This is a genomic window from Bradyrhizobium sp. ISRA436, assembly GCF_029910015.1.
Classification (GTDB): Bacteria; Pseudomonadota; Alphaproteobacteria; order Rhizobiales; family Xanthobacteraceae; genus Bradyrhizobium.
This window is the reverse complement of sequence record NZ_CP094519.1, coordinates 4,678,496-4,704,298: the sequence shown is the minus strand read 5'-3', so window position 1 is coordinate 4,704,298 and position 25,803 is coordinate 4,678,496. Positions and strand designations below refer to the sequence as shown.

Annotated in this window: 22 protein-coding genes; 13 read left to right on the top strand and 9 right to left on the bottom strand. The window is 62.9% G+C overall.

Annotated features, from left to right (window positions below; genetic code table 11):
* Positions 1-3: 3 nt before the first annotated feature.
* Positions 4-1,956 carry an AMP-binding protein gene (locus MTX23_RS22270; protein ID WP_280972333.1) on the bottom strand — a complete coding sequence of 651 codons (1,953 nt, stop codon included), beginning with the start codon at positions 1,954-1,956 and terminating at the stop codon, positions 4-6.
* A gap of 75 nt (positions 1,957-2,031) precedes the next feature.
* Between MTX23_RS22270 and MTX23_RS22265 the strand changes: the two genes are divergently transcribed.
* Positions 2,032-2,817 (top strand): enoyl-CoA hydratase-related protein, encoded by a 786-nt coding sequence (locus tag MTX23_RS22265; RefSeq protein WP_280972332.1) that lies wholly within the window; start codon positions 2,032-2,034, stop codon positions 2,815-2,817.
* 48 nt (positions 2,818-2,865) lie between these two features.
* Here the strand turns inward: MTX23_RS22265 and MTX23_RS22260 are convergent, their stop codons facing one another.
* The 4 genes from MTX23_RS22260 to MTX23_RS22245 form a co-directional block, all read right to left on the bottom strand.
* Positions 2,866-3,549, bottom strand: a complete 684-nt coding sequence (locus MTX23_RS22260; protein WP_280972331.1) for a TetR/AcrR family transcriptional regulator — start codon at positions 3,547-3,549, stop codon at positions 2,866-2,868.
* 140 nt (positions 3,550-3,689) lie between these two features.
* Positions 3,690-4,685, bottom strand: a complete 996-nt coding sequence (locus MTX23_RS22255; RefSeq protein ID WP_280972330.1) for an ABC transporter substrate-binding protein — start codon at positions 4,683-4,685, stop codon at positions 3,690-3,692.
* A 23-nt stretch (positions 4,686-4,708) separates the two neighbouring features.
* The gene (locus MTX23_RS22250) at positions 4,709-5,518 is read right to left on the bottom strand and encodes an ABC transporter ATP-binding protein (RefSeq protein WP_280972329.1); all 810 of its coding nucleotides are present in this window, start codon (positions 5,516-5,518) and stop codon (positions 4,709-4,711) included.
* Positions 5,515-6,285, bottom strand: coding sequence for an ABC transporter permease (locus MTX23_RS22245; RefSeq protein WP_280972328.1), 771 nt, complete (start codon positions 6,283-6,285; stop codon positions 5,515-5,517). Before MTX23_RS22245 ends, MTX23_RS22250 begins: the two co-directional genes overlap by 4 nt.
* A gap of 107 nt (positions 6,286-6,392) precedes the next feature.
* Here MTX23_RS22245 and MTX23_RS22240 point away from each other — a divergent pair, with 107 nt between their 5' ends.
* Genes MTX23_RS22240 through MTX23_RS22230 form a run of 3 tightly spaced genes read left to right on the top strand, consistent with a single transcriptional unit; the run spans position 6,393 to position 9,866 of the window.
* The gene (locus MTX23_RS22240) at positions 6,393-7,520 is read left to right on the top strand and encodes a mandelate racemase/muconate lactonizing enzyme family protein (protein WP_280972327.1); all 1,128 of its coding nucleotides are present in this window, start codon (positions 6,393-6,395) and stop codon (positions 7,518-7,520) included.
* 1 nt (position 7,521) lies between these two features.
* Positions 7,522-9,117, top strand: coding sequence for a GMC family oxidoreductase N-terminal domain-containing protein (locus MTX23_RS22235; protein ID WP_280972326.1), 1,596 nt, complete (start codon positions 7,522-7,524; stop codon positions 9,115-9,117).
* Positions 9,118-9,143: 26 nt separating this feature from the next.
* On the top strand, positions 9,144-9,866 hold the full coding sequence (locus MTX23_RS22230; RefSeq protein WP_280972325.1) for a GntR family transcriptional regulator: 723 nt from the start codon (positions 9,144-9,146) through the stop codon (positions 9,864-9,866).
* Positions 9,867-9,872: 6 nt separating this feature from the next.
* On the opposite strand, the gene MTX23_RS22225 is transcribed toward MTX23_RS22230, so the two are convergent.
* Positions 9,873-11,669 carry a chloride channel protein gene (locus MTX23_RS22225; RefSeq protein ID WP_280972324.1) on the bottom strand — a complete coding sequence of 599 codons (1,797 nt, stop codon included), beginning with the start codon at positions 11,667-11,669 and terminating at the stop codon, positions 9,873-9,875.
* Between the two features lie 343 nt (positions 11,670-12,012).
* Here MTX23_RS22225 and MTX23_RS22220 point away from each other — a divergent pair, with 343 nt between their 5' ends.
* Positions 12,013-12,894, top strand: a complete 882-nt coding sequence (locus MTX23_RS22220; RefSeq protein ID WP_280972323.1) for an NAD(P)-dependent oxidoreductase — start codon at positions 12,013-12,015, stop codon at positions 12,892-12,894.
* Positions 12,895-13,100: 206 nt separating this feature from the next.
* On the opposite strand, the gene MTX23_RS22215 is transcribed toward MTX23_RS22220, so the two are convergent.
* From MTX23_RS22215 to MTX23_RS22205, 3 genes are read right to left on the bottom strand one after another with little or no spacing between them, the layout of a single operon-like run.
* Positions 13,101-13,778 (bottom strand): class II aldolase/adducin family protein, encoded by a 678-nt coding sequence (locus MTX23_RS22215; RefSeq protein ID WP_280972322.1) that lies wholly within the window; start codon positions 13,776-13,778, stop codon positions 13,101-13,103.
* A gap of 32 nt (positions 13,779-13,810) precedes the next feature.
* Positions 13,811-14,536, bottom strand: coding sequence for an SDR family oxidoreductase (locus MTX23_RS22210; protein WP_280972321.1), 726 nt, complete (start codon positions 14,534-14,536; stop codon positions 13,811-13,813).
* A gap of 15 nt (positions 14,537-14,551) precedes the next feature.
* A complete protein-coding gene (locus tag MTX23_RS22205) occupies positions 14,552-15,871 on the bottom strand; it encodes an iron-containing alcohol dehydrogenase (RefSeq protein ID WP_280972320.1) in 1,320 nt (439 codons plus the stop codon).
* A gap of 140 nt (positions 15,872-16,011) precedes the next feature.
* Here MTX23_RS22205 and MTX23_RS22200 point away from each other — a divergent pair, with 140 nt between their 5' ends.
* The 8 genes from MTX23_RS22200 (at position 16,012) to MTX23_RS22165 (ending at position 25,802) form a co-directional block, all read left to right on the top strand.
* On the top strand, positions 16,012-17,049 hold the full coding sequence (locus tag MTX23_RS22200) for a sugar-binding transcriptional regulator (RefSeq protein ID WP_280972319.1): 1,038 nt from the start codon (positions 16,012-16,014) through the stop codon (positions 17,047-17,049).
* 49 nt (positions 17,050-17,098) lie between these two features.
* Positions 17,099-18,058 carry a sugar ABC transporter permease gene (locus MTX23_RS22195; protein ID WP_280972318.1) on the top strand — a complete coding sequence of 320 codons (960 nt, stop codon included), beginning with the start codon at positions 17,099-17,101 and terminating at the stop codon, positions 18,056-18,058.
* On the top strand, positions 18,058-18,948 hold the full coding sequence (locus MTX23_RS22190; RefSeq protein WP_280972317.1) for a carbohydrate ABC transporter permease: 891 nt from the start codon (positions 18,058-18,060) through the stop codon (positions 18,946-18,948). Before MTX23_RS22195 ends, MTX23_RS22190 begins: the two co-directional genes overlap by 1 nt.
* A 48-nt stretch (positions 18,949-18,996) precedes the next feature.
* The gene (locus MTX23_RS22185; protein WP_280972316.1) at positions 18,997-20,523 is read left to right on the top strand and encodes an extracellular solute-binding protein; all 1,527 of its coding nucleotides are present in this window, start codon (positions 18,997-18,999) and stop codon (positions 20,521-20,523) included.
* Positions 20,524-20,589: 66 nt separating this feature from the next.
* Complete coding sequence (locus tag MTX23_RS22180) at positions 20,590-22,119, top strand: FGGY-family carbohydrate kinase (RefSeq protein ID WP_280972315.1); 1,530 nt, start codon at positions 20,590-20,592, stop codon at positions 22,117-22,119.
* Positions 22,116-22,919: an HAD family hydrolase gene (locus MTX23_RS22175; protein WP_280972314.1), complete on the top strand. Its 804-nt coding sequence runs from the start codon at positions 22,116-22,118 to the stop codon at positions 22,917-22,919. Before MTX23_RS22180 ends, MTX23_RS22175 begins: the two co-directional genes overlap by 4 nt.
* A gap of 15 nt (positions 22,920-22,934) precedes the next feature.
* A complete protein-coding gene (ugpC, locus tag MTX23_RS22170; RefSeq protein WP_280972313.1) occupies positions 22,935-24,044 on the top strand; it encodes a sn-glycerol-3-phosphate ABC transporter ATP-binding protein UgpC in 1,110 nt (369 codons plus the stop codon).
* Between the two features lie 162 nt (positions 24,045-24,206).
* Complete coding sequence (locus MTX23_RS22165) at positions 24,207-25,802, top strand: choline dehydrogenase (protein ID WP_280972312.1); 1,596 nt, start codon at positions 24,207-24,209, stop codon at positions 25,800-25,802.
* The last annotated feature ends 1 nt before the right edge of the window (position 25,803 follow it).

The window sequence follows — 25,803 nt, the reverse complement described above, 5'->3', positions numbered from 1 at the left end:
CGATCAGCCGGCCGCCAGCCGCTCGCGGATATGCGTGATCGCCTCGGGATTGGCGAGCGCCGACAGGTCGCCGGGATCCTTGTTCTCGAACATCGCGCGCAGCACCCGGCGCATGATCTTCATGTTGCGGGTGCGCGGAAGGTCGTCGACCAGGATGATCTTCTCGGGGCGATATGATGCCCCCATACCGCGCACCAGCGCGGCCGACAGCTCTTCGGCCAGTCCATTTGTGCTGCCCATTGTCGGCATCGGCACGCAGGCGCAGACGATGGCCGAGCCTTTCACGGGGTGCGGAATGCCGAACACCGCTGCCTCCGCGAGCTTGCCCGTCCCGATCAGGATGCCTTCGAGCTCCGCAGGACCGGTGCGCTTGCCTGAGATCTTGATGGTGTCGTCGGACCGGCCGAGGATGTAATAGAGGCCGTCATGTCCGCGCATGGCGAAATCGCCGTGCACCCAAAGGCCGGGAATCGCGCTCCAATAGCTTTCGATGTAGCGCGCGTCGGCCTTCCATAGGCTCTTGGTCAGGCCGATCGAGGAGTGGCGCAGCACCAGTTCGCCGACTTCGCCATCAGCCACGCGCTTTCCACAGATGTCGACGATGTCGGCCCCCATGCCGAGCGCCGTCCGTGAGAATGAGCACGGATTCATCGGATGGTTGGTCGTGCCGGTGAAGATGCAGCCGCCAATCTCGGTGCCGCCGGAAATATTGATGATGGGAATGGCCTTCTTGCAGACGTGTTCGAAGAACCAGGTCCAGGGCGCTTCTGTCCAGGCCTCGCCGCCCGAGGCCGTGATCCGCAGGCTCGAAAGGTCGTATCTGTCGACCTCGTCGCCGTAGCGCATCAGGCTGCGCACGATGGTGGGCGACACGCCGAGATAGGTCACCCGGTGATCGGCGATCAAGCGCCAAAAGCGTCCGGTGTCGGGATAGTCCGGCGTGCCCTCCGCGATCAGCAGGCTGCCGCCGGCAAAGCTCGGAATGCAGGCGCACATCGCGCCGACCATCCACCCCATGTCGCTGAGGAAGAAAAAGCGGTCGGATGCCTTGAAGTCTCCACAGATGATGATGTCGCGCGTCACCATCGTGCCGATGAACCCGATATGGGTCCACACGCAGCCCTTCGACTCGCCTGTGGTGCCCGAGGTGTAGAGCAGGATCGCGGGATCCTCGGCCTGCATCTCGACGGTTGCGATATCGCCTTCGGCCGCAGGCACGATGTCGTGCCACCAGAGATCGCGGCCCGCCTGCATCGGTGTCTCGATATTCAGCCGCTCACGTTTGACCACGATCACGTGGCGGACGCTGGGAACGCTCTGCAGCGCATCATCGAGCACCGATTTGAGCGGGGCGGCGGCGCCCCTGCGCCAGGTCCCGCTCGCTGATATCACCGCCTTGGCTTCGCCGTGGTTCAGGCGCGCCTGGATCGGGCTTGGACCGAAGCCCGAGAACAACGGCATAACGATCGCGCCGATCTTGAGGATGGCGAAGAACGCGACGAAGGTCTCGGGCAGGTTCGGCATGTAGATGGCCACCACGTCGCCCCGGCCGAGGCCGAGCTTGCGCAATGCGCTTGCCAGCCGGTCGACCTCGGCCGCGAAGGCCGCGTAGGTCAGGCTTCGTTGCTCGTTGCTGTCTTCGCCTTCCCACGCCAGGAATATCTGATCCCAGACCGGCGTGCCGCGGTGCTTGTCGAGGCAGTTAAGGACGATGTTGGTGGTGCCGCCAACGCACCAGCGGGCCCAGGGCTGGCCGCGCGACAGGTCGAGCATCTCATCGTATTGTTGGTAGAACCTGATATCACAGAACCGGAACACCTCCGCCATCAGCCATGCGGGGTCCGCATCCGCCTTAGCCGCCAAGGCATCGTAGTCCGGTTGTCCGGTCGCGCGCAGGAAGGCGGTGAGATTGCTTTTTTCCACCAGTTCCGGCGGTGGCGTCCAGAGATATGGCATCGTCGACAACGTGTCCGTTGTGTTTGACCGGCGTCGATGTATTCTAACAGATGTTAGAAAAGACGGAAGCGAACAATGTCCGACCAGGAACCCGTGCGCTACGAAATCAGCGAAGGCATCGCGACCGTGACGATCGATCGGCCGGAGCGCAAGAACGCGCTATCAGTCGAAGCGATGAATGGCCTGACCGAGGCTTGGGCACGCGCGGAGGCCGATGCTGCGGTGCGCGCGATCATCTTGACCTCCGCCGATTGCGGCGTGTTCTGCGCCGGCCTCGACCTCAAGCAGGCGGCTGAGATCAGGGCACGGGACGGCGTCGATATCCTGACGTTGATGCGGGACCCCATGCAGACCGCGATGCGCAAGGTGACGAAGCCGATCATCGCGGCCATGACGGGATCATTGATGGCCGGCGGCATGATGCTTGCGCTCAAATCCGATCTTCGGGTCGGCTTGAGCGGCAGCCGTGCCGGGATCACCGAGGTCAAGATGGGGCGGGGGACGCCGTGGTCGGTGCCGATGCTCTGGATGCTGCCGCAACCATTGATGATGGAACTGGTGCTCACCGGTGAGACGATGCCGATTGAGCGCTTGGCCGCGCATGGCTTCCTCAACTACCTCGAACCGACGCCGGATGCGGTGCGCGCCCGCGCCTTGCAATTGGCGCGCGCTGTCGTCGATGGCGCGCCGCTGTCGGTGAAGGCCGCCAAGGCAACCGTGCTGGCGGCGATGGATCTCGGCTACGAGCGAGGCGCCATCGAAGGCGATCGTCTGCATGTCGAGGTTTACGCGAGCCAGGATGCGATCGAGGGGCCGCGGGCGTTCGCCGAGAAAAGGAAGCCGAACTGGCAGGGGCGCTAGGGGACGATCCAACCTGCGAGGGCGCGCGGCTCCTCGGGACGCTGGCCGCTACTTTTTGATGCCGTCGAACACCATCATCTGGGTTCGCCGCGCAAGCTTGAGGACGTCGTCCTTGCTGTCCAGCCTGAACCACTCGACGGTCCAGTTCAGCGCGCCGATCACGAAGATGCGCAGTGGCACGATCTCGATATCGGCGCGAATCTCGCCGGCCTTGCGGGCATCGAGAAACAGCTTGTCCCAGTACCGCGCGTAGGCACGCCGCAGCGGCCGATGCGGCTTCTTCAGATGCTCCGGCAACTGGCCGTAGATGCGGATATTGGCGGACGTGAAGTCGCTGGATTCCAAAAGCGCAACAAGATGGGCTTCGATCGCCAGTTCGATCCGCCGCCGGTGCGACGCCTGGCCAGCTCCGTTCACGGCGCCTTTCACCGACTCGAAGACGTGACGCAGGCCGCGATCGAGCACCTCGTCCAGAATGGCTTCCTTGGAATCGAAATAGTAATAGATGCTGCCGGCCTCGATCCGGGCGGCGGCCGCGATCTGGCGCAGCGTTGTGGCCGAGAATCCCTGTTCGTGAAACAGCCTGGCCGCTGACTGCAGAATCAGGTTGCGGGATTTTTCAGACTTGGTGGAGAGGCTCGCGGCCTGCTTTGCCGCATTGGCCTTCGGCGCACGCGGCCTGGAAGGCGCGTTGCCCTTTGACGCGTTGCGCTGGCGGCCGCTGGACTCCAATAGAAACCGCCGTCTCTTCCACGTTGACGATGTGATCCCTTCGATTATTGGCGATGTTTGTTGATCGGGTCAACCGCGGCGTTCCCGTGCTCGGACAGCGAGCGAATCGCTCGTTGTCCGAAGCGCGGGCATCGAGACGGTTACGCGATCGTCTTCAGATACAGGCTGGGGTCGAAGTATTTGGTCGCCGGCGTGAAGTCCTTGACGCCGGCATTGGCCATGAAGAAGTCGGTCGATTGCTGCAGCCAGTTCGTGACGGTGCCGTCCGAATAGAGGCGCTTCCAATCCCGCGACGTGAACATCTTCTGGGCCTTGAAGGACTCGTTGATATCGCTGAGCGGGGTCTGGCTGTAGTGGCCCTTCTGCAGCTTCTCCATGGCTTCGGTGCTGTTCGCGACGATGTAGTCGTTGGCGTCGGTCCAGCCGCGGATCAGCTTGGCGAGCGTCTCCTTGTTCGGCTCGTAGTAGTCGTTGGCCGCGGCCCAGCCGCCGATGATTGCGGCCTGGGGGTAATAGGCCGATGCGTCGGCGAGCTTGACCGCGCCCGGCACCTTGTCACGAACCGTCACGTTGAACGGGACCCAGAGCGCGACGGCCGGCACGGCGCCGGAGACGAAGGCCGTCACGGCCGCCGGCATGGTCTGGTTGACGAGCTCAACGTCCTTCGGGTCGATCTTGTTGGCGCGCAGCGCCTTGTCGAGGAACACATGTGCGGTGGTGCCGGTCGCGGTGGCGATCCGCTTGCCCTTCAGGTCCGCAAAGGACTTGATGCCCTGATCCGACCTCACCCACAATTGGGCGGTTGCGACCTCGATGTCGTTGATCAGGAACACCTTGCCCTGTCCGCGGGCCGGGAAGTTCGAGAGCACGGCGCCGGTGGCAAGAACGTCGAGGCTGCCGCCAATCAGCGCCTGGAAGATTTCGAGGCCGGTGTTGAACTGGCGCAATTCGAGATCGAGCCCTTCCTTCTCAAAGCTGCCCCGGTCCATGCCGGTCCAGATCTGGCCGTCGACTGCGACCGTGTGCAGATAGCCGACGCGAAGCTTGGTGCGGGCCTGCGCAATCGCGGGCGCCGCCACCGTGAACGTTCCCAGGGCAAGACCCGCGGTCGTGGTCAGGAATTGTCGGCGATCCATGGCGTTCCTCCTCAATCTTCTAACTATTCCGAAAATGACACTGGGCGCATCTGCGCCTGCTGCGCACGGTACTCGTCCATCACGAGTTGCCTGATATGGCTACGGAGTTCGCCAAACTCGGGACGCTCTTGAATCGACTCGTCGCGCGGGTAGGGGAAGGGCACCTCGATGATCTCCTTGATCTTCGCCGGCCGCGCCGTCACGACAACGATACGCGAGGCAAGGTAGATCGCCTCTTCGACGGAGTGGGTGATCAGCATGACGGTCTTGCCTTCGGCGGCGAGTACCTTGAGCAGCAGGTTCTGCATGTTGGCCCGGGTCTGGGCGTCGAGCGCGCCGAACGGCTCGTCCATCAGAAGGAACTGCGGCTTGACAGCATAGGCGCGGGCGATGGCGAGGCGCTGGCGCATGCCTCCCGAGAGATGCTTCGGATAGGAGTTGGCGAAATCGGCGAGGCCCATCAGGCTGAGGTAGTGGTCGCAGATCGTATCGCGCTCCGCATCCGGAACGCGGTTGGCCTTGAGCTTCAGCCCGAAGGCGATGTTCTGCTTCACCGTCAACCATGGGAAGACGCCATACTCCTGAAAGATGACGCCACGTTCGGGACCGGGGCCGGTCACGGGGGCGCCGTCAAACAACACCTTTCCAGTCGTCGGCTTCTGGAAGCCCGCAAGCATGCTCATCATCGTGGTCTTGCCGCATCCGGACGGGCCGATCACGGCAATGAAGTCGCCATCGTTGATATCGTAGGAGACATCCTCGACGACATTGAGCCGGCCTTTGGGCGTCTCGAAGGCAAGCGAGACGTGGTCGAACTGCGCGCGCTTCTTCATGAGATCGCCCGTTCCTGCCAGACCAGAAGGCGGGCGCTGATCTTGCGCAGGATCAGGTCCATGATGAGGGCGATGACGCCGATGCAGATGATGCCGACATAGATGACGTCGAGCAGGAAGTAGGTCGATGCGTTCTGGATCATGGCGCCAAGTCCGCGCTGGGCCGCGATCAGTTCCGAGGCCACCAGGGTCGCCCAGGCGACACCGAGCGCCACGCGCAGCGCGGTCAGGATGTGCGGCACGGTGAGGGGAATAATGACCTTGCGGAAGATTTCGAATTCGTTGGCGCCGAGCGTCTTCGCGACCCGGATGTAGAGCGGGGTGATCTGCGAGACGCCCTCATACATCACGATCACGCCGGAGAAGAACGCGGCGTAGAACAGGATGACGAGCTTGGCGAGCTCGTCGACCCCGAAATAGACGATCACGAGCGGGATCAGCGCGATCGGCGGCAGCGCGCGGAAGAAGTTGATCATGGGGTCGGCGAAGATGCGTGCCGGCCGGTACCAGCCGAGCAGGAAGCCGACCGGGACGGCGGCCAGGATTCCGAGGATCACCCCGAGAAACACACGACGCGAGGACACGTAGATATCGAGCAGCAGATTCTCGTGCGTCAGAAGTTCGTAGAACTTGGCTGCGACCTGATGCGGCGCCGGGATCAGCGAGGCGTTGACGAAGCCGCTCCACCGGACGCCGTACCACAGCAGGATGGCGCCGACCCAAGGCGCGAGTCCGAGCAACAGGCGTCTCACGACCTGTCCGTTCATTCAGCGCTTCCCACCTTGCAATTCTGGTTGATGCCGGCGAACTCATATTATAAATAGGATGACCATACAAGAGCATTCTCGCCGCGCTGAACGCGCGGGCTTCAGGCATGACATCGCAGGCTTTCACGATCAAAACCGTCCAGGCGTTTTGCTACCGCTATCCGCTGTCGACGCCTGTCGCCACATCATTCGGCAGGATGTTGAGCAGGCCCGCGGTGTTTGTTCGCGCCGAGGACGCGGATGGTATTGTCGGATGGGGCGAGGTCTGGTGCAATTTTCCCTCGCCAGGGGCCGAGCATCGCGTGCGCCTCGTCAACGAGGTGCTGGCGTCAGCCGCAGTCGGCGTCGCTATCGATCAGCCAACGGAGCTGTTCGATAGATTGACGTCGGGTACGTCCGTCCTTGCGCTGCAGTCCGGCGAGGCCGGACCGTTCGCGCAATCGATTGCAGGCATCGACCTTGCGATTTGGGACCTCTACGCGCGGCGCCGCAAGACGGCGCTGTGGAAACTGCTCGGCGGCGCGCGAAGCACGATCAAGGTCTATGCGAGCGGAATCAATCCCACCGGCTCGCGCGCGATGGCAGAGGCGGCGCTGGCGAGGGGGCATCGCGCGCTGAAGTTGAAGGTGGGCTTTGCACCCGAAACCGATCGCGCCAATCTGTCCGCGTTGCGCGACCTGGTCGGCGCGGGATTGTTGGCCGCGGACGCCAACCAGGCATGGTCGGTCGAGCAGGCGCTGGAGACTGCGCCGCTGTGGAAGGATTTCAGTCTCGCCTGGCTCGAGGAGCCGATCCGCGCGGATCGGCCCTGGCAGGAGTGGGTGACGCTTGCCGCCGGAGCAGGTATTCCGCTTGCGGCGGGCGAGAACATCGCAAGCCGCACCGGTTTCGAGCAGGCGCTGACGGGGAGTGTGTTGTCCGTCGTGCAGCCGGATATCGCAAAATGGGGCGGGCTATCGGCGTGTGCGGACGTTGCGCATGACATCATCAAGGCCGGCAAGACATTTTGCCCGCATTATCTCGGCGGCGGCATCGGCCTGCTCGCGTCGGCGCATCTTCTGGCCGGCGTCGGCGGCGACGGACTTCTGGAAGTCGATGCGAACGATAATCCGCTGCGTGAGCGGTTTTGCGGTCCGGTTCGCGATGTGCGCGACGGCATGATCACGCTGGGCGATGAACCAGGCCTCGGCATCGAGCCGGATCTAGCCGAGATAGAACAGTATCGGACCGCCTAGCATGACCGCGCGAGGTTACGACTACATCATCGTCGGCGCCGGTTCGGCGGGCTGCGTCGTGGCGAACCGCCTGTCGGCCGACCCGTCGTGTCGTGTGCTGCTCCTGGAAGCCGGTGGCTCTGACCGGAATTTCTGGCTGAAGCTTCCGGTTGGGTACTACCGCACGATTTACAACGAACGCTTTTCGAGGTTGTTCAAGACGGAGCCGAGCGAAGGCAGCGGTGGTCGATCGATCGTGTGGCCACGCGGCCGCGTGATTGGCGGGTCCTCCTCGATCAACGGCCTGATCTTCATCCGTGGCCAGCACGAGGATTTCGACGATTGGGAGCGCCTTGGCGCGACCGGCTGGAGTTACCGCGAGCTGCTGCCCTATTTCCGGCGCTACGAGCGCTATCGCGGCGGCGACGGCCAATATCACGGCGGCTTCGGCGAATTCGAGGTATCGGAGCTGCGCAACGACAATCCGGCGTCGGCAGCGTGGGTGGAGGCGGGCGTCGAATACGGCCTGCCGCGCAATCCCGACTTCAACGGCGAGACGACGTTCGGGGTCGGCAGCTACCAGCTCGGGATCGGCCGGCACTGGCGCAGCAGCTCGGCATCGGCATTCCTGCACCCGATCTCTGGGCGTCCGAATCTCACGATCATTGCGGGGGCGCTGGTCAGCAAGGTCGTCTTCCGGGGTCAGAAAGCGATTGGTGTGGAGTGGATCAAGGACAAGCTGGCTGCTTCCGCATCCGCCGATCGCGAAGTGATCCTGTCTGCAGGTGCGTTGCAGTCGCCGCAGCTCCTGCAACTGTCCGGTATCGGTCCGGCCGATCTGCTTCGTCGCCACGGCATACCGGTCGTGGCCGACCTGACCGGGGTCGGCGAAAACCTGCAGGATCACTATCAGGCGCGCCTGATCGTACGGCTGAGAGAGCGGATCTCGCTGAACGACCAGGTCCGCAACCCCGTTGCGCTCGCGACAATGGGATTGCAGTGGCTGTTTGCGGGGCGCGGCCCGCTCACGGTCGGGGCCGGGCAGGTCGGCGGTGCGGCCTGCACCGAACATGCCGCCGGCGGACGACCCGACGTGCAGTTCAACGTCATGCCGCTGTCGGTCGACAAGCCCGGCGATCCCTTGCACAGCTATTCCGGCTTCACGGCCTCGGTCTGGCAGTGCCACGGCCGGTCGCGGGGACGGCTTGCGATCCGCTCGGCCGATCCGTTCGATCAGCCGCGTATCGCGCCCAACTACTTCTCGGAAGAGATCGACCGCAAGACCATCGTTGCCGGACTCAAGATCCTGCGCGAGATCTACCAGCGGAAGGCGTTTCGGTCGCTATGGGACGTCGAGATGGTACCGGGCGAGGCCGCCCGCGATGACGCCGGGTTGTGGGAGTTCGCGCGCAACACCGGCGGCACGGTCTTTCATTGCGTCGGTACGTGCCGGATGGGGAGCGACGATCAGTCCGTGGTCGATCCGCAATTGCGGGTACGCGGCGTCGACGGGCTGCGCGTGATCGATGCGTCTGTCATGCCGCAGATCACCTCCGCCAATACCAATGCGACCAGCCTGATGATCGGCGAACGGGGCGCGGCCCTCGTTTTGTCCTGATCGAATATCCTGACGCGGGGAGCGCGATGGAATTGAATTCCGAGAGTCACGTTCCAAAATACGCGCAGATCGCGGACATCTTCCGCCAGCGCATTGCGCGCGGCATCTGGGCCAAGGGCTTGCGGTTGCCGGCCAATGAGGAGCTAGCCGCTGAATTCGGCGTCTCCAGGGTGACAATTCGGCAGGCCGTTGATCTGTTGTCGCGCGAGGGCGTCATCGAAGCCCAGCAGGGGCGCGGCACCTTCGTCACGGGCATGGTGAAGCAGGACCGCTGGCTGAGGGTAGAGACAACGCTCTCGGATCTTGCCGAGATGTACCGGGATACGTCGCCCGAGATCATCAATATTTCCGAGAGCCGCACCGACGCTCCGTTGCTGCCGGAAGACGGCAAGCCCGCCTCGAGATACGTCTTCATGCGGCGCGTTCATTCGCGCCAGAAGGAGCCGTACTGTGTCATCTCGATCTATTTGGACGAGAAGATCTTTCGCCGCCATCCGAAGCGCTTCCGCAACGAGACGGTGATCCCGATCCTGAGCGACCTCCGCGATCCCGCGATCGCGCGCGCGCGGCAGACCCTGACGATCGGAACGGCCGATCTCGAGGTCGCACGGCTTCTCAAGGTGCCGCTGAATTCGCCCGTCGCCGAGGTCCGCCGGGTGTTCTCCAGCGCGGATCACACGGTGATCTATCTGGGTGAGGTGACCTATCGCGGTGACTTCGTTCGCATCGATATGGATTTGCGGCCGTAGCGCCAGCTACGCCGAGCGGAAGAACAGCTCCTCGTTGCGGCGCTCGAGTTCTTCGCCGTATGTCCGCAGCACATGGGATTCGCTGACGATCCCGATCGCGGCGCGGTGATCGCTGCGATCGATCACCGCCAGCGCGTCGGCCTCGCTGCGTGCGAACATCTTCATGATGTCGCGGATCGAGGCGCCGGGCAGCAGGAATTCTTCGGTCTGCCGCGCCAGGTCCGCGAGTGTCTCGTCCTGCGCTGCGGTCGAATAGAGGTCGGCCGAGGTGACGATGCCGGCGTAGGAACCCTTGGGATCGCGCAGCACGATCTGCCGGACCTGCGCCGGCGAGAAGGTCTTTTGGGCCTCCGCGATAGGCATTGTGCTGAGCGCGCTTTCGAAATCGGTGCGCATCAGCGACGCTGCGCTGAGTTGCCGAACCCAGCCGACGTCCTGCGGGCCGCGGATCACTTCACCGCGCAGATGGAAGCGCCAGGTCGCGAAGCTGTAGCCGAACAGCTCACGAACGATCAGCGCGCAAACCGACGAGGCGACCACGGCGCCGACCGTGACCGAGAAGTCGCCGGTGATCTCCAGCGCGAGACACACCATGCTGAAGGGGGCGCCGAGAACGCCGGTCCCGAATGCAGCGAGAGCGGCGATGGCCGCGGTTCCCGGCTGCAGGGCGATTCCCGGCAGGAAGCCGGTGGCGACGATGCTGTAGAGCTGGCCGAGCAACGCACCCAGCAAAAGCGATGCGAAGAACAGTCCGCCGCGAAATCCGGATCCGAGCGAGACTGCGGAAGCGGCCATCTTGAACAGGATGGTCGTCGTCAACAGCAGCCATGTGGGATTGCTGACAAGCAGGATCTGCATCGCGCCGTGGCCTGCGCCAAGCACGGTCGGCGTGAGCAAAGCGAGGCTTCCGAGCAGCGCGCCGCCGAGCACCGGCCGCAATGTGCCCCTGAAAATCGAGATGCGCTGAAAGCAACGCTCGGAGGAAGCGACTCCCAGCATCATCAGAATGCTGGCGAACGCGCAAAGGATGCCGATGACGACGCTTTGCCCGACCATCTCGACTGACACCGGCGACGGAAAGCCCGGGACCATCAGGAAGGATTGATGGGTCAGATGACGCGCCACGAGCCAGGACGTCACCGCGCTGGCGATGACCGGGACTAGTCCCGCGGACGTGTAGGCGCCCAGCACGACCTCGAACGCGTAGAACGCGCCGGCCAGCGGGGCCGAGAACGCCGCGCTGATCGCGCCGGCCGCTCCGCAGGCCACCAATAGCCGCATGTCGTTGCGGCGGGCGGCCAGCCGTTGCCCGATATGCGAGCCGAACATCGAGCAGATCTGGGTATAGCCGGCCTCCAGGCCGACCGAGCCTCCGAACCCGTTCGACAGCAGCGTTTGCAGGGAGATCAACAGGCTGCCCCTGAACGAGAGGCGTCCGCCATACAGGGCATTGGCCTCGATCGCGTCAGCGAGCTGCTGCCCCTTGACGCGCTTGGCGAAGAACAGCGCGATCGCGGCCAGTATGACGCCGCCGATGGTGGGGATCAGCAATGTGCGCTGCCAGGATATGACGCCGGTCGCGCTGAGATGTGCGTCCAGCGGAATGTCGAACAGGAACGAATGTGTGGCCTGGCTCAGATAGGAGATCGTTGCGACGAGCAGTCCCGACAGGAGGCCGATCACGATGGCGACCGCGACCAGGCCGGTTTCCCGGTTGCGGACGTAGTTGCGCAAGGCGGCGGGCAGCAGATAAACCGCTGCCGTTGGGTTCTTGGGCGTATTGACCGGCGACGTGATCGTCATGCTGCGCCTTCGACACCGGAGCGCGCGACGTGAAACCCATTCTTGCAGGTCGAGCCGTCCGGCGTGTCGGCGCTTCGTGCCGCAATGCGGTACCGGTTGCAACAGGATTCATGGCACAAGAGTGAGGCGCCTCGCAAAAGCCCCGATTAGCGTCGTATCGGTGTTCCAACGGGATATGCGGTTGAAGCGGCCGCCCTTGCGTCCCGGGACTGGCTGCGGACGACGAGATTGTGCCAGATGGCCAGCAAATTGCTGCTGGTCCGCCTGCCAGTCCGATGGCGACTAACGGGCGTGCCGATGGTAACCCAACTCAGCAAACAACCACGAAAAGCGGGAAATGCCCATGTCGGAGAAGGTCGCGGTCATCGGAATGGGACAGATGGGATCCGGGATGGCGGGGCGCCTGAAAGAATCCGGCCTCGACGTTGTCGGTTACGACGTCAGCGCCGACCAGCGGGCTCGCCTCGCCAAGGACGGCTTCCGGATGGCATCGAGCATTGCGGAGGCGCTGGACGGCCGGACGCTGGTGTTGACGAGCCTGCCTGATCCCAAGGCCGTGACCGAGGCCTGGCTCGGCGCCGAGGGAATCGTCGCACACGCCGCCAAAGGCACGTTGTGCATCGAGCTCAGCACCATCGATCCGCAGACGATGCGCCAGGCTGCCGGCGCCGCTGCCGCGCGTGGCATCGCCGTCGTCGATTGTCCCGTCAGCGGCAGCCCCAACGAGGCGCGCGCCGGCAAGCTGATCCTGATCGCGGGTGGTGAAGAGGCAGACGTGAAACGGGCCGAACCCATCCTCAAGCTGCTCGGTACCGACTGGAAGTACGCAGGTCCCGTCGGCACAGCGAAGGTCGTCAAGATCGTCAACAACATGATGTCGATGGGCAATGTGCTGGTTGCCGCGGAAGCCTTCGCCCTCGGAGTGGCTGCCGGTGTCGAGCCGGAGAAGCTCTACGACGTGCTGTCGGTGAGCGGCGGCCGCTCGCACCATTTCACCAAGCGCTTCCCAAACGCGCTGAAGGGCGATTTTTCGCCAGGCTTCAAGATGGAGCTTGGCGAAAAGGATCTGGCCCTCGGCGTCGAGCTCGGGCGCATGACCCGGATGCCGACGCCATCGGCGTCGGCTACTCGCGAGCTCTATGCACTCGCGCTGGCCGAGGGCTTTCGCGGTCAGGACATTGTCGCGTTGCTGGCGATGTACCAGAACTGGGCCAAGCCATCCTGACGCGAGGGCCGAGCGGCAAGGCGGCGGGCCGCCCGCGTCGCGATGTCGGCCTGCCGCAGCTGCTGTCGCCTACCGTGGTTCTTCCCGCGGACAGCTATTTGATCCGCGCCGACCGCATCGGGGCCGGCGCTGAGACACCAGCCCACTTTTCGTCGCGGTCCTTGCATTCGCCGGCCGAGCGAGGCCAGTTGCTAGAGCAAAAGGCTCTATGCTCGCGATTTCTCGACAGGCGGATCCTGCACGCCGTAGCTGCCGAATGCCGCGGCGGTCTCGCTGATCTCCGCCTCGTTCAGCAGCACCGGCCCACCGATCGCAAGCGTGAGATAATACTGCCGGGCGATCGTCTCGAGCTCAACGGCCAGCCACATCGCCTTGTCCAGCGATGCGCCCGTTGCAATCATTCCGTGATTGGCAAGCAGACAGGCGGTTCGGCCCTCGAGCGCCTTGAGCGCATGCTCGGACAGCTCCTTGGTGCCAAACCTCGCATAGCCGGCGACGCGGACGTTCATGCCGCCGAACGCCGCCATCATGTAGTGGCACGCTGGGATTTCCTTACGCGCGATCGCCAGCACGGTGGCGTAGGTCGAATGAGTGTGGACGATCCCCCCAACATCGGGTCGCGCCTTCATGATGTCGAGGTGGAAGCGCCATTCGGTGGAGGGCTTGAGCGGGCCCTTCCATGATCCGTACTCGCCGTCGATCGGCATGGCCGCAATCATGTCGGGGGTGAGTGAATCGTAAGGTGTTGCGGATGGCGAAATCAGCATGGTGTTGCCATAGCGCGCCGAAATGTTGCCGGACGTTCCCTGGTTCAGCCCCGTGGCATTCATCCAGCGGCATTTTGCGATGATTGCCTCGCGCAGCTGAAGTTCGGTGTTGGTCATGATAGGCTCCTGGAAATCGGCGTGGACCGCGCTCAGTATTTCTGTCGTGTCGGGGTTATGCAGATCTCCTGCACCAGCGCATTTTGCGGGAGGTTGTAGGCATCGAGAATCAGCTTGGCGAGGTGTTCGGCCCCGATGCCGCCGCCGATAGCCGCCTTGTTTGCCTTGTAGTTGGCGAGCGTCCCGGGATCCTTCACGCCGTCCAGCACCTCGGTCTCAATGATGCCGGGCGAAATGACGATGACACGAACGTCGTAGCTGGACAGGTATTCGCGCAGGCTCTCGGAGACGCCGTGCACGAAGTACTTGGTGCCGCAGTAGACCGTATGATCGGGATAGACCTTGCGCCCCGCGATCGAGCTCATCATCACGAGGGTGCCGTGGCGGCGCTCCATCATGCCGGACATGACGGCGTGGACGCTGTTCATGACGCCATTGACGTTGATGGCGATCATTTCATCCCAGTCGGCCGGGTCCTGTCTGCCGATATCCGCCAGCCGGGCAACGCCGGCATTGGCGAACATCATGTCGATCGGGCCGAACTCTGCTTCGGCGTCCCCCACCGCGGCTGCCAGCGCCGCGCGATCACGTACGTCTACTCGGCGGCAAACCGAATTGGGGAGCCGCATGGCATCCAGCCGTTCAATCCGGCGGGCCATCAGCAGAACAGGATGGCCGGCCGCCGAGAAGGCGCGGGCGGTCGCTTCTCCAATACCTGAACTGGCCCCGGTCACGGCAACCAACGGTTTAGCAGTCATGTCACGGCCCTCCCATCAAAGTTCGCCTTGCGCAAAGGCCTCCAGCGTTCCGGCGTCTGCGGCAATGTCGAGGAATGAAAAGCGGTTGCGCATCTCCCGGCAATGCACGATGGCTTCGCGGTAGAGATCCACGGGCACGCCGAGTTCGGCGGCGGTCGTGGCGCCGCCTGCGGCCGACAACAGCCGCTTCATCTCGTCGACCGGAATCGTGAAGGCGGCGAGCTCACGCCGAAGCTCCGGCCACGTATTCTCGAGCTTGCGGTTGAATGCACTGGCTCCCTCATGGTCGAAAGCCTTCTGCTTCAACTCGGCCGCGCATTGGGAGGCGACTTCGTCGCCAAAACGGCGCTTCATGCCGGCTATGTCGATGTTCGTCGCGTGAACCGAAAGCGGCCGGTCGGCGGCGAGCATCTGCTGCTGCAGCCGCGCCATGCTCAATGACGCGATGCCCACCTGCTGGCCGTGCAAGCTGCCTGGATGCCGTTCGCCCGCAAAGCAATCGATGTAGTGGGAGATCTGATGTTCGCCCATCGAGCCATGGTGCGAAACCCCGGTGAAGGAGATGCCGAGGCCGCACAAGGTGAGCACGCGATAGAGATACCCCATCGCCTCGATGTCGCCTTTGGGCAGATTCCCGGCGCGCTTGTTGAGCTCGACTTCATCAGTGGCCTGGATCGTATAGGGCTCCTGGAAGTAGGCCGTTCCCAATAGCCGATGCGACATCCACCAATCGGTCTGTGCGACCGAACGGGCCAGGCAATCAGCGAAACCGGAGGCGGCGAGGTGAGGCGGCGCCGCGGCGGACACCTTGAGGTCCACGAAGAAGCCGGCAGGCGTGTGCGAGGGCAGCGACACCTTCAAGCCGCTGTCAAGCGTAAGCGAAGCCGTGGAGGAGGTATAGCCGTTCATCGAGGCAGCGGTGGCAAAGACGCAATAGCGCCGGCCGTCCAGGCCCGTAACATACTTGCAGAGATCGTTGACCGTACCGGATCCGACGGCGACGACGGCATCGAATCCGCGCAGCTTCTCCGTAAGGCTGCGAACCTCGGCCATGTCGGCGTGGGGATGATCCAGCACAATGGCCTCGATCGGACCGAGTTTGCGCAGCGCCCTGGCGATGCGCGCCCCCATCGCCGCGTAGGTTGCCTGGTCGGCGACCACGGCAAGGCGATGCCCCAATTTCAAGGACGCGACCAGTTCAGCCTCACGACCCTCGAGGCTGTCTTCGATCACGATGGAATCGTAGGGCACCTTTACCGGCGCGCCGGTGAGCGGATTGATCCAGCGGCCAGCCACCAGATCGTCGATCAGCGCGGTCCAGTTGTGCTTTGGCATCGGCAAATCCCGCGCCGCACCATCGGCGTCGCGCCCTGATCGTGACATTTGACAAAACGTATTGGCAATTAACCGGGATGATTGACAATTGTCAACACGGTGTGCATTTTGTGAATGCCGATGCTGAGGCCGGATCGCTGATGACCAGAACGCTGCAACGCCAAGTGACGCCGCCGCGGATCAAGCGCAGGGCGCTGTCGATTCCGGCGGAGTTTGACAGCGATCCTGTCGTGTGGGCGGCGTGGCTCTATTACGAAGAGGGCATGACGCAGGAGGAGGTTGCCGATCAGCTCGGCGTCTCGCGCGCTTCGGTGGTGAACTTCCTGCAAGAGGCGCGCGACCGCAACATCGTCACGATCGCGGTCTCGTCGCGGCACCTGCAGACCATTGGTCTTGGGCGCGAGCTGGCCGATGCGTACGGGCTCACGAGCTGTCTCGTTGTGCCGGACGACGGCGGCCGCCTGCCGGTGCACGAGCGGATCGGCATGGCCGGCGCGCGTCTCCTGATCGAGCGGCTGCAGCCCGACGATGTGCTCGGGGTCTCCTGGGGCCGCACCGTACAGGCGCTGTCGGCGTCGCTGCCCGAAATGAAGCTTCCCGGCGTGACCGTCGCCCAGATCACCGGCTGCTCGATCGGGACCACGGAATTTTCGCCGGAGCTGTGCACGTCCAACATCGCTAACCGCCTTGGGGCGCGTTGCGTCAACCTGCATGCGCCCGGCATCGTGTCGACCGCCCAGATCAAGCGCCTGTTCATGCAGGAGCCGGCATTGGTTGAGACCTTCAAGATCATCCACTCGAGCAACAAGGTGCTGTTCGGTGTCGGCAGCGTCGACGACGCCGGCACCGCGATGCGCAGCGGCTACATGACGCCGGAGAAGATTGCGCCGTACCTGGCGCGCGGCGCCGTCGGCGTGGTGAGCGGGCGCTTCATCGACAGGGAAGGGAAGCCGATCCTGGGCGCGCTTGACAACCAGATGATCGGCCTGACCCTCGACGAGATCGCCAAGGTGCCGGAACGTATCTGCATTGCCGGCGGCAGCGACAAGATCGATGCGGTCTATGCCGCGCTCAACAATAACTACGCAACGATACTGGTCACGGACGTAGCAACAGCGAAAGCGCTGGTGCCGCGCGCGGCCCGATCTCACCGATCCGGAGTATCACGCCGGCCCTGAAACAAGACAGCGAACCGGGCCGACAGAGCCTGGCGCCGAGAGAGAAGCGATGCGCGAGGAAACGTCAATTGTTGCGCGGCATGCGCAGAGTCTGGCTGTCGACGTGTCGTTACCGGGCACGCCGCGGCGCAGTGTCTGGCCACGGTTTCTGACCTCGGAACACCCGTTCCCGTGGCTGGCGCCGATCACCGCGCTGCTGCTGGCGTTCGGTGTCTATCCGCTTCTGTATGCGCTGTGGCTCTCGTTCTTCAAGCGCAATCCGATCACTCGTATGAACGTCTTCAATCCGACCTGGAATTGGGGAAAGCTGCTCGGCGATGAACGGGTATGGGGTGCGATCGGCCACACTTATCTTTACACGATCACAGCCCTGCTGATCGAACTTTGCCTTGGCCTCGCCATCGCGCTGCTGCTCGACAGCGACCGGAAGGGGTACGGATTGCTTCGGGCGCTGATGACGCTGCCGCTGGTGGTGCCGCCCGCGGTCACCGGCATGATGTTCCTGCTGATGCTGGACGGATCCTTCGGCGTGTTGAGCATGGGCCTGGTTTCGCTCGGACTCTGGCCACCGCAGTATCCCATACTTGCCTCCAGCGGTTCGGCACTGGCCGGCATTCTGCTCGCTGACATCTGGCAGTGGACGCCCTTCATGGTGCTGATCATGCTCGCCGGGCTTCGCGCCTTGCCGAAGGAGCCTTTCGAGGCCGCCGCGATCGACGGAGCGACCCCGAGCCAGGCCTTCTTCCGTCTGACACTGCCGATGCTCTCCAGGATCATTGCGCTCGCCGTTCTGATCCGTGGAGTCGATCTGTTCCGCATCTATGATTACGTGAAGGTCATGACGGACAGCGGACCAGGCACCGCCACCGAGACCCTGACGTCCTACGCCGGCACCATCTACTTCAAGAACGCGGACTTTCCCTACGCCTCGACGATCTCGCTATTCACGCTGCTCCTCGTGATCGTCACTTCAAGCATCTTCATCAAGCTGTTCAAGGTGCGGTTCTGATGCAGGAAACGTTTTGGCAGAAGCGGTTACGTGACGTGGCTGCGGTGCTCGTGGTCGGCGTGTTCATGTTCCCGCTGTTCTGGTGGGCGTTGACATCGTTCAAGCCGACCTCGGCGATCTTCAACAAGGATGAGATCGTTTGGTTCAACTTCAAGCCGACGCTGGTGAACTATGCCGTGACGATGCTCGGCAAGTCCCGGGCGGAACTTGCAATCGAGTCCGGAAATACGTTTGGGGTCGGAGGTGCGAGTTCGTATGACAGCCGTCAAACCATCATCGACTCGCTGATCATAGCGGTAGGGGCCACCGCGTTGACGGTGCTGCTGGCCGTAATCGCGTCCTACGCATTGTCGCGGATGCGATTCCGCTGGCGGCAAGCCTATCTGAACTGGATCCTGTCGCAGCGTTTCATGCCGCCGATTGCGATCATCGTGCCGGTCGTCTTTATGTTTCACTACATGTCGCTGCTCGATACGCGGCTCGGCCTGATCCTGGTCGATACGTTGATCAACCTGCCGATCGCCGTGCTCTTGATGAAATCGTTCTACGATGATGTTCCCGTCGACGTCGACGAGGCCGCCATGATCGACGGCGCCTCGCGGTTGCAGATCTTCTGGCGGGTCGTTCTGCCGATGGTGAAGGGCGGCGTCGCGGCCACTGCCGTGCTTTGTTTCATCTTTTCGTGGACGGAATTCCTGCTGTCGCTGTTCCTGACCAATTCGATCCGAACGTTGCCCGTCAAGATCACGACCTTCGTCACCTCGACAGGATCGGAATGGGGCTTCATCGCTGCCCTCGGCACGACGGCCGTGATCCCGAGCTTCATCTTCATCTTGCTCGTCCAGAAGCAGCTTGTGCGCGGCCTGACCCTCGGATCTCTCAAGGAGTAGGCGTACGAACCGGGACTACAAGTCAACAAAACATCGGGAGGAGTAGCAATGAGTTTCAAGAAGTTCGACCAGCAGACCTTCATCATCGACACGGCGAACGCCTATACCAACCGACAAATCTCCAAGCGCGAATTCCTGCGCAAGATGGGATTGGCCGGCGTCGGCTTTTCAGCCTTCAGCCTTGGCATGCTTGGCAATCCGCGCGGGCTGCGCAGAGGAAGCATGCTCGGCACCGAGGCGTTTGCCGAGGGCCTGCCCGATAACCAGGCAAAATGGCTGAAAGAGGTCGGCAGCAAGTTCAAGGGCGCCAAGATCCGCTACTCGACCGAATCGACGCCGCCGTCGGTGGTGCTGAACCAGATCAAGAAGGAGTTTACCGATCCGACCGGCATCGAGGTCGAGGTCGAGATCGTGCCGCTCGAGCAGGTGCTCGCCAAGGCGACACAGGACGTGCAGGGCCAACTCGGCTCTTACGACCTCTACTACCTTGACCAGTCGTGGATCTCGATGTTCCAGCCCGATTGCGTCGACCCGGTAGCCTACTACAAGGATAAGCCCGAACTGGCGATGCCGGATTTCGACTGGGATGATTTCTCGAAGCCGCTCGTCAAGAATGTCGCCCAGGTCGAGGGACAGTGGATGGGCATTCCTTTCGACATCCCGATCTTCACGCTGATGTACCGCAAGGACATCCTCGAGAAGCACAAGATCGCGGTGCCGACCACCTACGAAGACTTCCTCGCGGCGGCCAGGCAGATCTCCGAGGCCGAGAAGGGCAACGGTATCTTTGGCACCGGCCTGCAGGCTAAGTCCGGGCACTATTCGTTGGAATGCGACTGGAGCCAGGCGGTGTGGGGCCATGGCGGCTCTATCTTCAACAAGAACAAGAAGTTCTCGGGCAACGACGAGCAGGGCATTGCCGGATTGAAATGGTACCAGGAGCTCTTGAAAGTCTCGCCGCCAAACTCGACGGCATCGACCTGGGACGGCCAGTTCGAGATGATGCATTCGGGCCAGGTGGCGCTGGTGCAGAGCTGGGATGAATTCTTCCCCGGTCTCGATGCCGACGACTCCAAGGTGAAGGGCCTGTGGGAGCCGGCCAAGCCGCTGACCGCGAAGAAGCTGCGTTCGCCTTCCGACGCCGGCTTCAATGAGCAGCCGAATCTCGGCCATCAGGGCGGCTCGTGCATCTCGTTGTCGAAATACTCCAAGAACAAGGAAGCGGCGTGGATCTTCATGCAGTGGGGTTGCTGCAAGGAGATCATGACGCGCTGCACACTGCTTGGCGGTTTCGCGCCGATGCGGAACTCCTCGTTTGCCGATCCGCGTGTCAAAGCCAAGGCCAAGGTCGGCCCGGGCACGACACGACATCTCGAAACGGTGAAGTGGGTCATCGACAACGCAATGGCCACGGAGCCGCACATGGCGTTGTGGGCCGGTCTGTCGACCAACGAGATTCCCACGGAGCTCGGCAAGCTCCTCACGGGGCAGGCCTATGGCGGCGACCCTAAGAAGTGCATGGATGCGCTGGCGAAGGACATCGACGCCAAAGTGAAGGATGCTGGCCTGCTGTAGGGCCCGCGGAGCAAGAGTTGGCGAAGGCGGCTCGAGTCGCCTTCGCTCCCTTTGAGACGAGACGGTATGACCAAGGACCTGGTGATCGGCATCGACAGTTCGACCTCTGCGACCAAGGCGATCGCCTGGGACCGCAGCGGCCGCGCCGTCGCGGAGGGGCGCAAGAGCATCGGCCTCGCCAATCCGCAGCCGGGATATTTCGAGCAGAACCCGGATGAATGGTGGGAGTCGGCCGCAGCCGCCTTGCGCAGCGTCACCGACCAGGTCGGCACTGGGCGTATCGCTGCGGTCGCGATCTCCAATCAGCGCGAAACATTCAGTGCGTTCACCGAGGAGGGGACCGCAATCAGGCCGGGCATGACCTGGCTCGATGAGCGGGCGCGACCCCAGGTCGTGCGTTTCGGCAAATCGTTCGGAGCGGAGCGCGTTCATGCCATTTCCGGCAAGCCGCTCGATGTGCTGCCCTGTCTCTATCGCATGATCTGGATGGCGGAGGAGGAGCCCGAGATTTTTGCGCGCACCGCGCGATTTGCTGAAGTTCACGGCTACCTGACGCATTGCCTGACCGGTCAATGGCGGACGTCGATGGCATCGGCCGATCCGACCGGCTTGCTCGATATGACAAGCGGCACCTGGTCTGATGCGATCCTGGATGCTGCAGGCATTGCGATCGAGAAATTGCCAGCTCTGACGCGGCCAGGCGCTCGGATGGGTGAAGTCACCCACGCTGCAGCTGCGTTTACTGGCCTGTCTGCCGGAACACTAGTCATCGCCGGAGGTGGCGACGGGCAGTGCGCGAGCACTGGCGCCGGCGTCACGTCTCCAGGTAGCGCCTATATCAACCTGGGGACCGCAGTGGTCTCGGGCAGCTACGGCCGCGACTATGCCTATGACCGCGCATTCCGCACCGAGAAGGCCGTATGTGACGAAGGCTATATCTACGAGCAGTGCATCCGCACCGGAACGTTCTTGATCGACTGGATGGCGCGCGAAATGTTTGGGGTCGATCCGGCGGCTCAGCGGAGCATCTTCAAGGCGCTGGAAGCGGAAGCCGCAGGCTGCCCGATCGGGGCGGGCGGCGTCGTCGTGCTGCCGTACTGGCTCGGTTGCATGACGCCCTATTGGGATCCCTACGCGCGCGGCGTGATTGCCGGATTGTCGGGCTCGACCAGGCGCGGCGCCATCTATCGTGCCTTGCTGGAAGGAATAGCGCTGGAGGTCGCCGGCCAGATCGAAAGGATCGTGGCAGTGACAGGAGGCGAGATTGCGCAGCTCTCGGCCATCGGGGGTGGTTCGGACAGCGATCTCTGGCTCCAGATCCTGGCCGACGCTTCGGGCCGTCCGGTGTGCCGCTCGCCAGCGCGGGAAGCATCGTCGCTCGGCGCGGCGATCGCTGCCGCCAAGGGAGCGGGTTGGTACGGGACTATCGCCGAGGCCGCCGCGGCGATGACGAGACCTTCAGCAAGGACATTCCAGCCTGAACCCAACAACGTCGCGCGCTACGCCGAGTTGCGCGCCATCCACGCCGATCTCTGGCCAAAGCTCCTCGACTGGAATGCACGCCTCGCGTCATTTGCCGAGGGCGTGCCGTCATGAAGCCCATTGCAAGTTTTCCGGACGAGGCCGCCCGCCGCGTCGTCTGCATCTTGACTGACATCGACGATACGCTGACCACCGAGGGCCAGCTCCCCGCGGCCTCCTATGCTGCGCTGGAGAGGTTGCGCGACGCCGGCCTCGCGGTCGTTCCGGTGACGGGCCGGCCTGCGGGCTGGTGCGACATGATTGCGCGATTCTGGCCTGTCGATGGCGTGATCGGAGAGAATGGCGCGTTCTATTTCCGGCACGACCCTGTAGCGCGAAAAATGGTTCGCAAGTTCATTGCGACCGAGGCCGAGCGCGCCGCCAACCGCCGCAGATTGCTGGCGCTCGGTGAACGAATTCTGTCCGAAGTTCCGGGAGCAGCGATCTCTGCCGATCAGCTTTACCGGGAGGCTGATCTTGCGATCGACGTGTGCGAGGACGTAGCGCCGCTGCCGCGCACTGCGGTCGATAAGATCGTCTCCTTATTCGAAAGCGCGGGCGGCGTCGCCAAGGTCTCCTCCATCCACGTCAATGGATGGTTCGGCCGTTATGACAAGCTGGCGATGACCCGAATCTTTCTGCGCGAGAGACTGGGCCTCGATCTCGACGAGGCGAGGGACCGTATCGTGTTCTGCGGCGACAGTCCAAACGATGCGCCAATGTTCAGCTTCTTCCCTTATGCCTGCGGAGTTGCGAACGTAAGAGATTTCGAAGGCATGATGGCGGCAGCTCCGGCCTTTGTCGCAAGCAAGCGGGGCGCTGAAGGCTTCGTCGAGATTGCCGAGCGAATATTGTCGGCGCGGGCAGGCGTATAGCGGGAAGGTCAAGGCATGGCATCGGTCACGATCAGCAATGTGCGCAAGTCCTATGGCGGGTTCGAGGTTCTGCACGGAATCGATCTCTCTATCGCCAACGGCGAATTCGTTGTGCTGCTGGGTCCCTCCGGTTGTGGAAAATCGACATTGCTGCGGATGGTCGCCGGGCTTGAGCAGATCACCTCGGGCCAGATCAGCATCGGCAATGTCGTTGTCAACGAGCTGCATCCGAAGGATCGCAACATCGCGATGGTGTTCCAGAACTACGCTCTCTATGCGCATTTGAGCGTGTTCGACAACATGGCGTTCTCGATGCAGCTCAAGAAGCGTCCGAAGGAGGAGATCAGGCGCAAGGTGGAGTGGGCAGCGTCGATCCTCAATCTCACGCCCTATCTCGATCGCCAGCCGCGGCAACTGTCGGGCGGTCAACGCCAGCGCGTGGCGATGGGCCGTGCCATCGTGCGCGATCCCTCCGTGTTCCTGTTCGACGAGCCGTTGTCGAACCTTGACGCCAAGCTGCGCGTACAGATGCGCACCGAGATCAAGGAGCTGCATCACAGGCTTTCGACGACCACCGTCTATGTCACGCATGACCAGATCGAAGCCATGACGATGGCCGATACGATCGTGGTCCTGCGCGACGGCAACATCGAGCAGATCGGCAAGCCGCTCGAGATCTATGACCGTCCGACAAATCTGTTCGTCGCCGAGTTTATTGGATCGCCTTCGATGAACTTCCTGACCGGTGAGGTTGCCGCGGAGGCGGGACGCGCCGTCGTGCGTGCCAACGGCGTCACGCTGCCTCTGCCCCCCGGTGCGAACGTCACCGCAGGGCAGGTCGTCAAATACGGGATCCGGCCCGAACATCTCCGGCCAGGCACCGGCAACGAGGGCATCCCCGCCAAGGTTTCCGTGGTCGAGCCGACCGGCCCCGAGATTCACATCTATGCCGACGTCGGTGGGCAGGAGGTCTGCGCCATCACACAAGATCGCCTCGAGCTGTCGCCGGATGACGCGATCAGGTTGGTGCCCGCACTCGACAGGATTCGTCTCTTCGACCCTGCGACAGGCAAGGTCATCAACGGTTCTGACGAGACCAGGCCGCGCACGCTGATGCGGGCCTAGCTGCGCTGGCTGGGCTCAGACTTCGCCGGATAGATGAGGCGCAACCATAGGCGGGTCAATTGCGGTCCGCTGCCCACGAGCCGACGGCCATCGGCGGATAAGAAGACGGAGGAGAGCATGGTGGATTACATCATTGTGGGTGCTGGCTCCGCCGGATGCGTCTTGGCAAACCGTCTGTCAGCTGTTCCCGAGAATGACGTCGTCCTGCTCGAGGCTGGTGGCAAGGACACCAATCCATTCATCCACATGCCGGCGGGGTATCTCGCCCTGATGAAGTCCGGAAGCGTCGACTGGCACTATCACACCGACCCGCAGCCGCATCTGGACAATCGTGTCCTGTTCTGGCCGCGCGGCAAGGTGTTGGGCGGATCGAGCTCCATCAATGGCATGGTCTATATCCGCGGCCATGCGTCCGACTACGACATGTGGGCGCAGCTCGGCAATCGCGGCTGGTCCTATGCCGACTGCCTGCCATACTTCATTCGTTCGGAGGGGCGCGAGACTGGCGCCGACGATTATCATGGTGGCGATGGCCCGTTGCGGACGAGCCGTCTGCCGGTGTTGACCCATCCGCTGACCAAGGCCTGGTTTGAGGCCGGAAGACAGGCAGGATTTCGTGCCAACGACGATTTCAACGGTGCCGAACTGGAAGGCTTCGGACCTGTCGACAGCACGATCGCGGACAGCAAGCGCGCCAGTGCCGCGCAGTGCTATCTGCATCCTGTCATGAACCGTTCCAATCTCAAAGTGATCACGAAGGCGCTCGTCTCCCGCGTCCTGGTCGAAGGCGGGCGCGCCGTTGGCGTGGAGTATATCAGGAAGGGCCAGCTCCACACTCTAAGGGCCGACCGGGAAGTGATCTTGTCGGGTGGTGCGATCAACTCGCCGCAGTTGCTCCAACTGTCAGGAATTGGCGACGGAGAGCACTTGCGGTCGCTCGGCATCAAGGTCGTCCACGAGCTCAACGGAGTCGGACAGAACCTGCAGGACCATCTCGCCTGCGGCGTGAAGCAGCGGTGTACCCAACCGATCTCGTTCCTCAAGCATACCAAGCCGCTGGGGGCCACGAAGGCCTTCATCCAATACGTGCTGACCAAGACAGGTCCTGCGACGTCACACGGTCTGGAAGCTATGGCATTTCTCAAATCGCAACCCGGCCTCGTTGCGCCGGATCTCCAGTTCTTTTTCGTCCTCCTGATCTATGGCGATCACGGCCGCAAGATCGTGAACGAGCACGGCTTCATGGCCTACTTCAACATCGCGCGACCCGAGAGCCGCGGCAGCATCATGATCAGGTCAGCTGATCCCCTGCAACATCCGGCAATCCGGCCGAACTATCTCGAGGCGCCGGAGGATGTGCGCAACATGCGCGACGGCATCAGAATCGGCCGGGAGATCATCGCCCAGAAGGCTTTTGATCCCTATCGTGGGGGCGAGTATGCCCCGGGATCTCGCGCAACGTCGGATGCCGATATAGACAGCTATGTGCGGCAGACCTGCGAGACGATCTATCATCCGGTCGGCACCTGCAAGATGGGTTCCGATCCGCTCGCCGTTGTCGACGAGCGCCTCCGCGTCCACGGCATTGAGGGATTGCGAGTGATCGACGCGTCCATCATGCCGCGATTGGTCTCGGGAAACACCAATGCGCCGACGATCATGATTGCGGAGAAGGGGGCCGACTTCATCCTCGGGCGGCAGCCCCCGGCGGCGGCAGCGCGAGGAGGTGCGGAAGCAAGCCTGCAGGCGAGCCTGTAAC

What these genes read in the sequence shown, in the direction of transcription:
- MTX23_RS22195 (WP_280972318.1), top strand. Translation starts at nt 17,099, where the DNA reads ATGCGCGAGGAAACGTCAATTGTTGCGCGGCATGCGCAGAGTCTGGCT.
- MTX23_RS22210 (WP_280972321.1), bottom strand. Translation starts at nt 14,536, where the DNA reads ATGACTGCTAAACCGTTGGTTGCCGTGACCGGGGCCAGTTCAGGTATT.
- MTX23_RS22240 (WP_280972327.1), top strand. Translation starts at nt 6,393, where the DNA reads ATGACATCGCAGGCTTTCACGATCAAAACCGTCCAGGCGTTTTGCTAC.
- MTX23_RS22265 (WP_280972332.1), top strand. Translation starts at nt 2,032, where the DNA reads ATGTCCGACCAGGAACCCGTGCGCTACGAAATCAGCGAAGGCATCGCG.
- ugpC (WP_280972313.1), top strand. Translation starts at nt 22,935, where the DNA reads ATGGCATCGGTCACGATCAGCAATGTGCGCAAGTCCTATGGCGGGTTC.
- MTX23_RS22185 (WP_280972316.1), top strand. Translation starts at nt 18,997, where the DNA reads ATGAGTTTCAAGAAGTTCGACCAGCAGACCTTCATCATCGACACGGCG.
- MTX23_RS22245 (WP_280972328.1), bottom strand. Translation starts at nt 6,285, where the DNA reads ATGAACGGACAGGTCGTGAGACGCCTGTTGCTCGGACTCGCGCCTTGG.
- MTX23_RS22205 (WP_280972320.1), bottom strand. Translation starts at nt 15,871, where the DNA reads ATGCCAAAGCACAACTGGACCGCGCTGATCGACGATCTGGTGGCTGGC.
- MTX23_RS22220 (WP_280972323.1), top strand. Translation starts at nt 12,013, where the DNA reads ATGTCGGAGAAGGTCGCGGTCATCGGAATGGGACAGATGGGATCCGGG.
- MTX23_RS22180 (WP_280972315.1), top strand. Translation starts at nt 20,590, where the DNA reads ATGACCAAGGACCTGGTGATCGGCATCGACAGTTCGACCTCTGCGACC.
- MTX23_RS22225 (WP_280972324.1), bottom strand. Translation starts at nt 11,669, where the DNA reads ATGACGATCACGTCGCCGGTCAATACGCCCAAGAACCCAACGGCAGCG.
- MTX23_RS22175 (WP_280972314.1), top strand. Translation starts at nt 22,116, where the DNA reads ATGAAGCCCATTGCAAGTTTTCCGGACGAGGCCGCCCGCCGCGTCGTC.
- MTX23_RS22255 (WP_280972330.1), bottom strand. Translation starts at nt 4,685, where the DNA reads ATGGATCGCCGACAATTCCTGACCACGACCGCGGGTCTTGCCCTGGGA.
- MTX23_RS22190 (WP_280972317.1), top strand. Translation starts at nt 18,058, where the DNA reads ATGCAGGAAACGTTTTGGCAGAAGCGGTTACGTGACGTGGCTGCGGTG.
- MTX23_RS22235 (WP_280972326.1), top strand. Translation starts at nt 7,522, where the DNA reads ATGACCGCGCGAGGTTACGACTACATCATCGTCGGCGCCGGTTCGGCG.
- MTX23_RS22215 (WP_280972322.1), bottom strand. Translation starts at nt 13,778, where the DNA reads ATGACCAACACCGAACTTCAGCTGCGCGAGGCAATCATCGCAAAATGC.
- MTX23_RS22270 (WP_280972333.1), bottom strand. Translation starts at nt 1,956, where the DNA reads ATGCCATATCTCTGGACGCCACCGCCGGAACTGGTGGAAAAAAGCAAT.
- MTX23_RS22250 (WP_280972329.1), bottom strand. Translation starts at nt 5,518, where the DNA reads ATGAAGAAGCGCGCGCAGTTCGACCACGTCTCGCTTGCCTTCGAGACG.
- MTX23_RS22200 (WP_280972319.1), top strand. Translation starts at nt 16,012, where the DNA reads ATGACCAGAACGCTGCAACGCCAAGTGACGCCGCCGCGGATCAAGCGC.
- MTX23_RS22230 (WP_280972325.1), top strand. Translation starts at nt 9,144, where the DNA reads ATGGAATTGAATTCCGAGAGTCACGTTCCAAAATACGCGCAGATCGCG.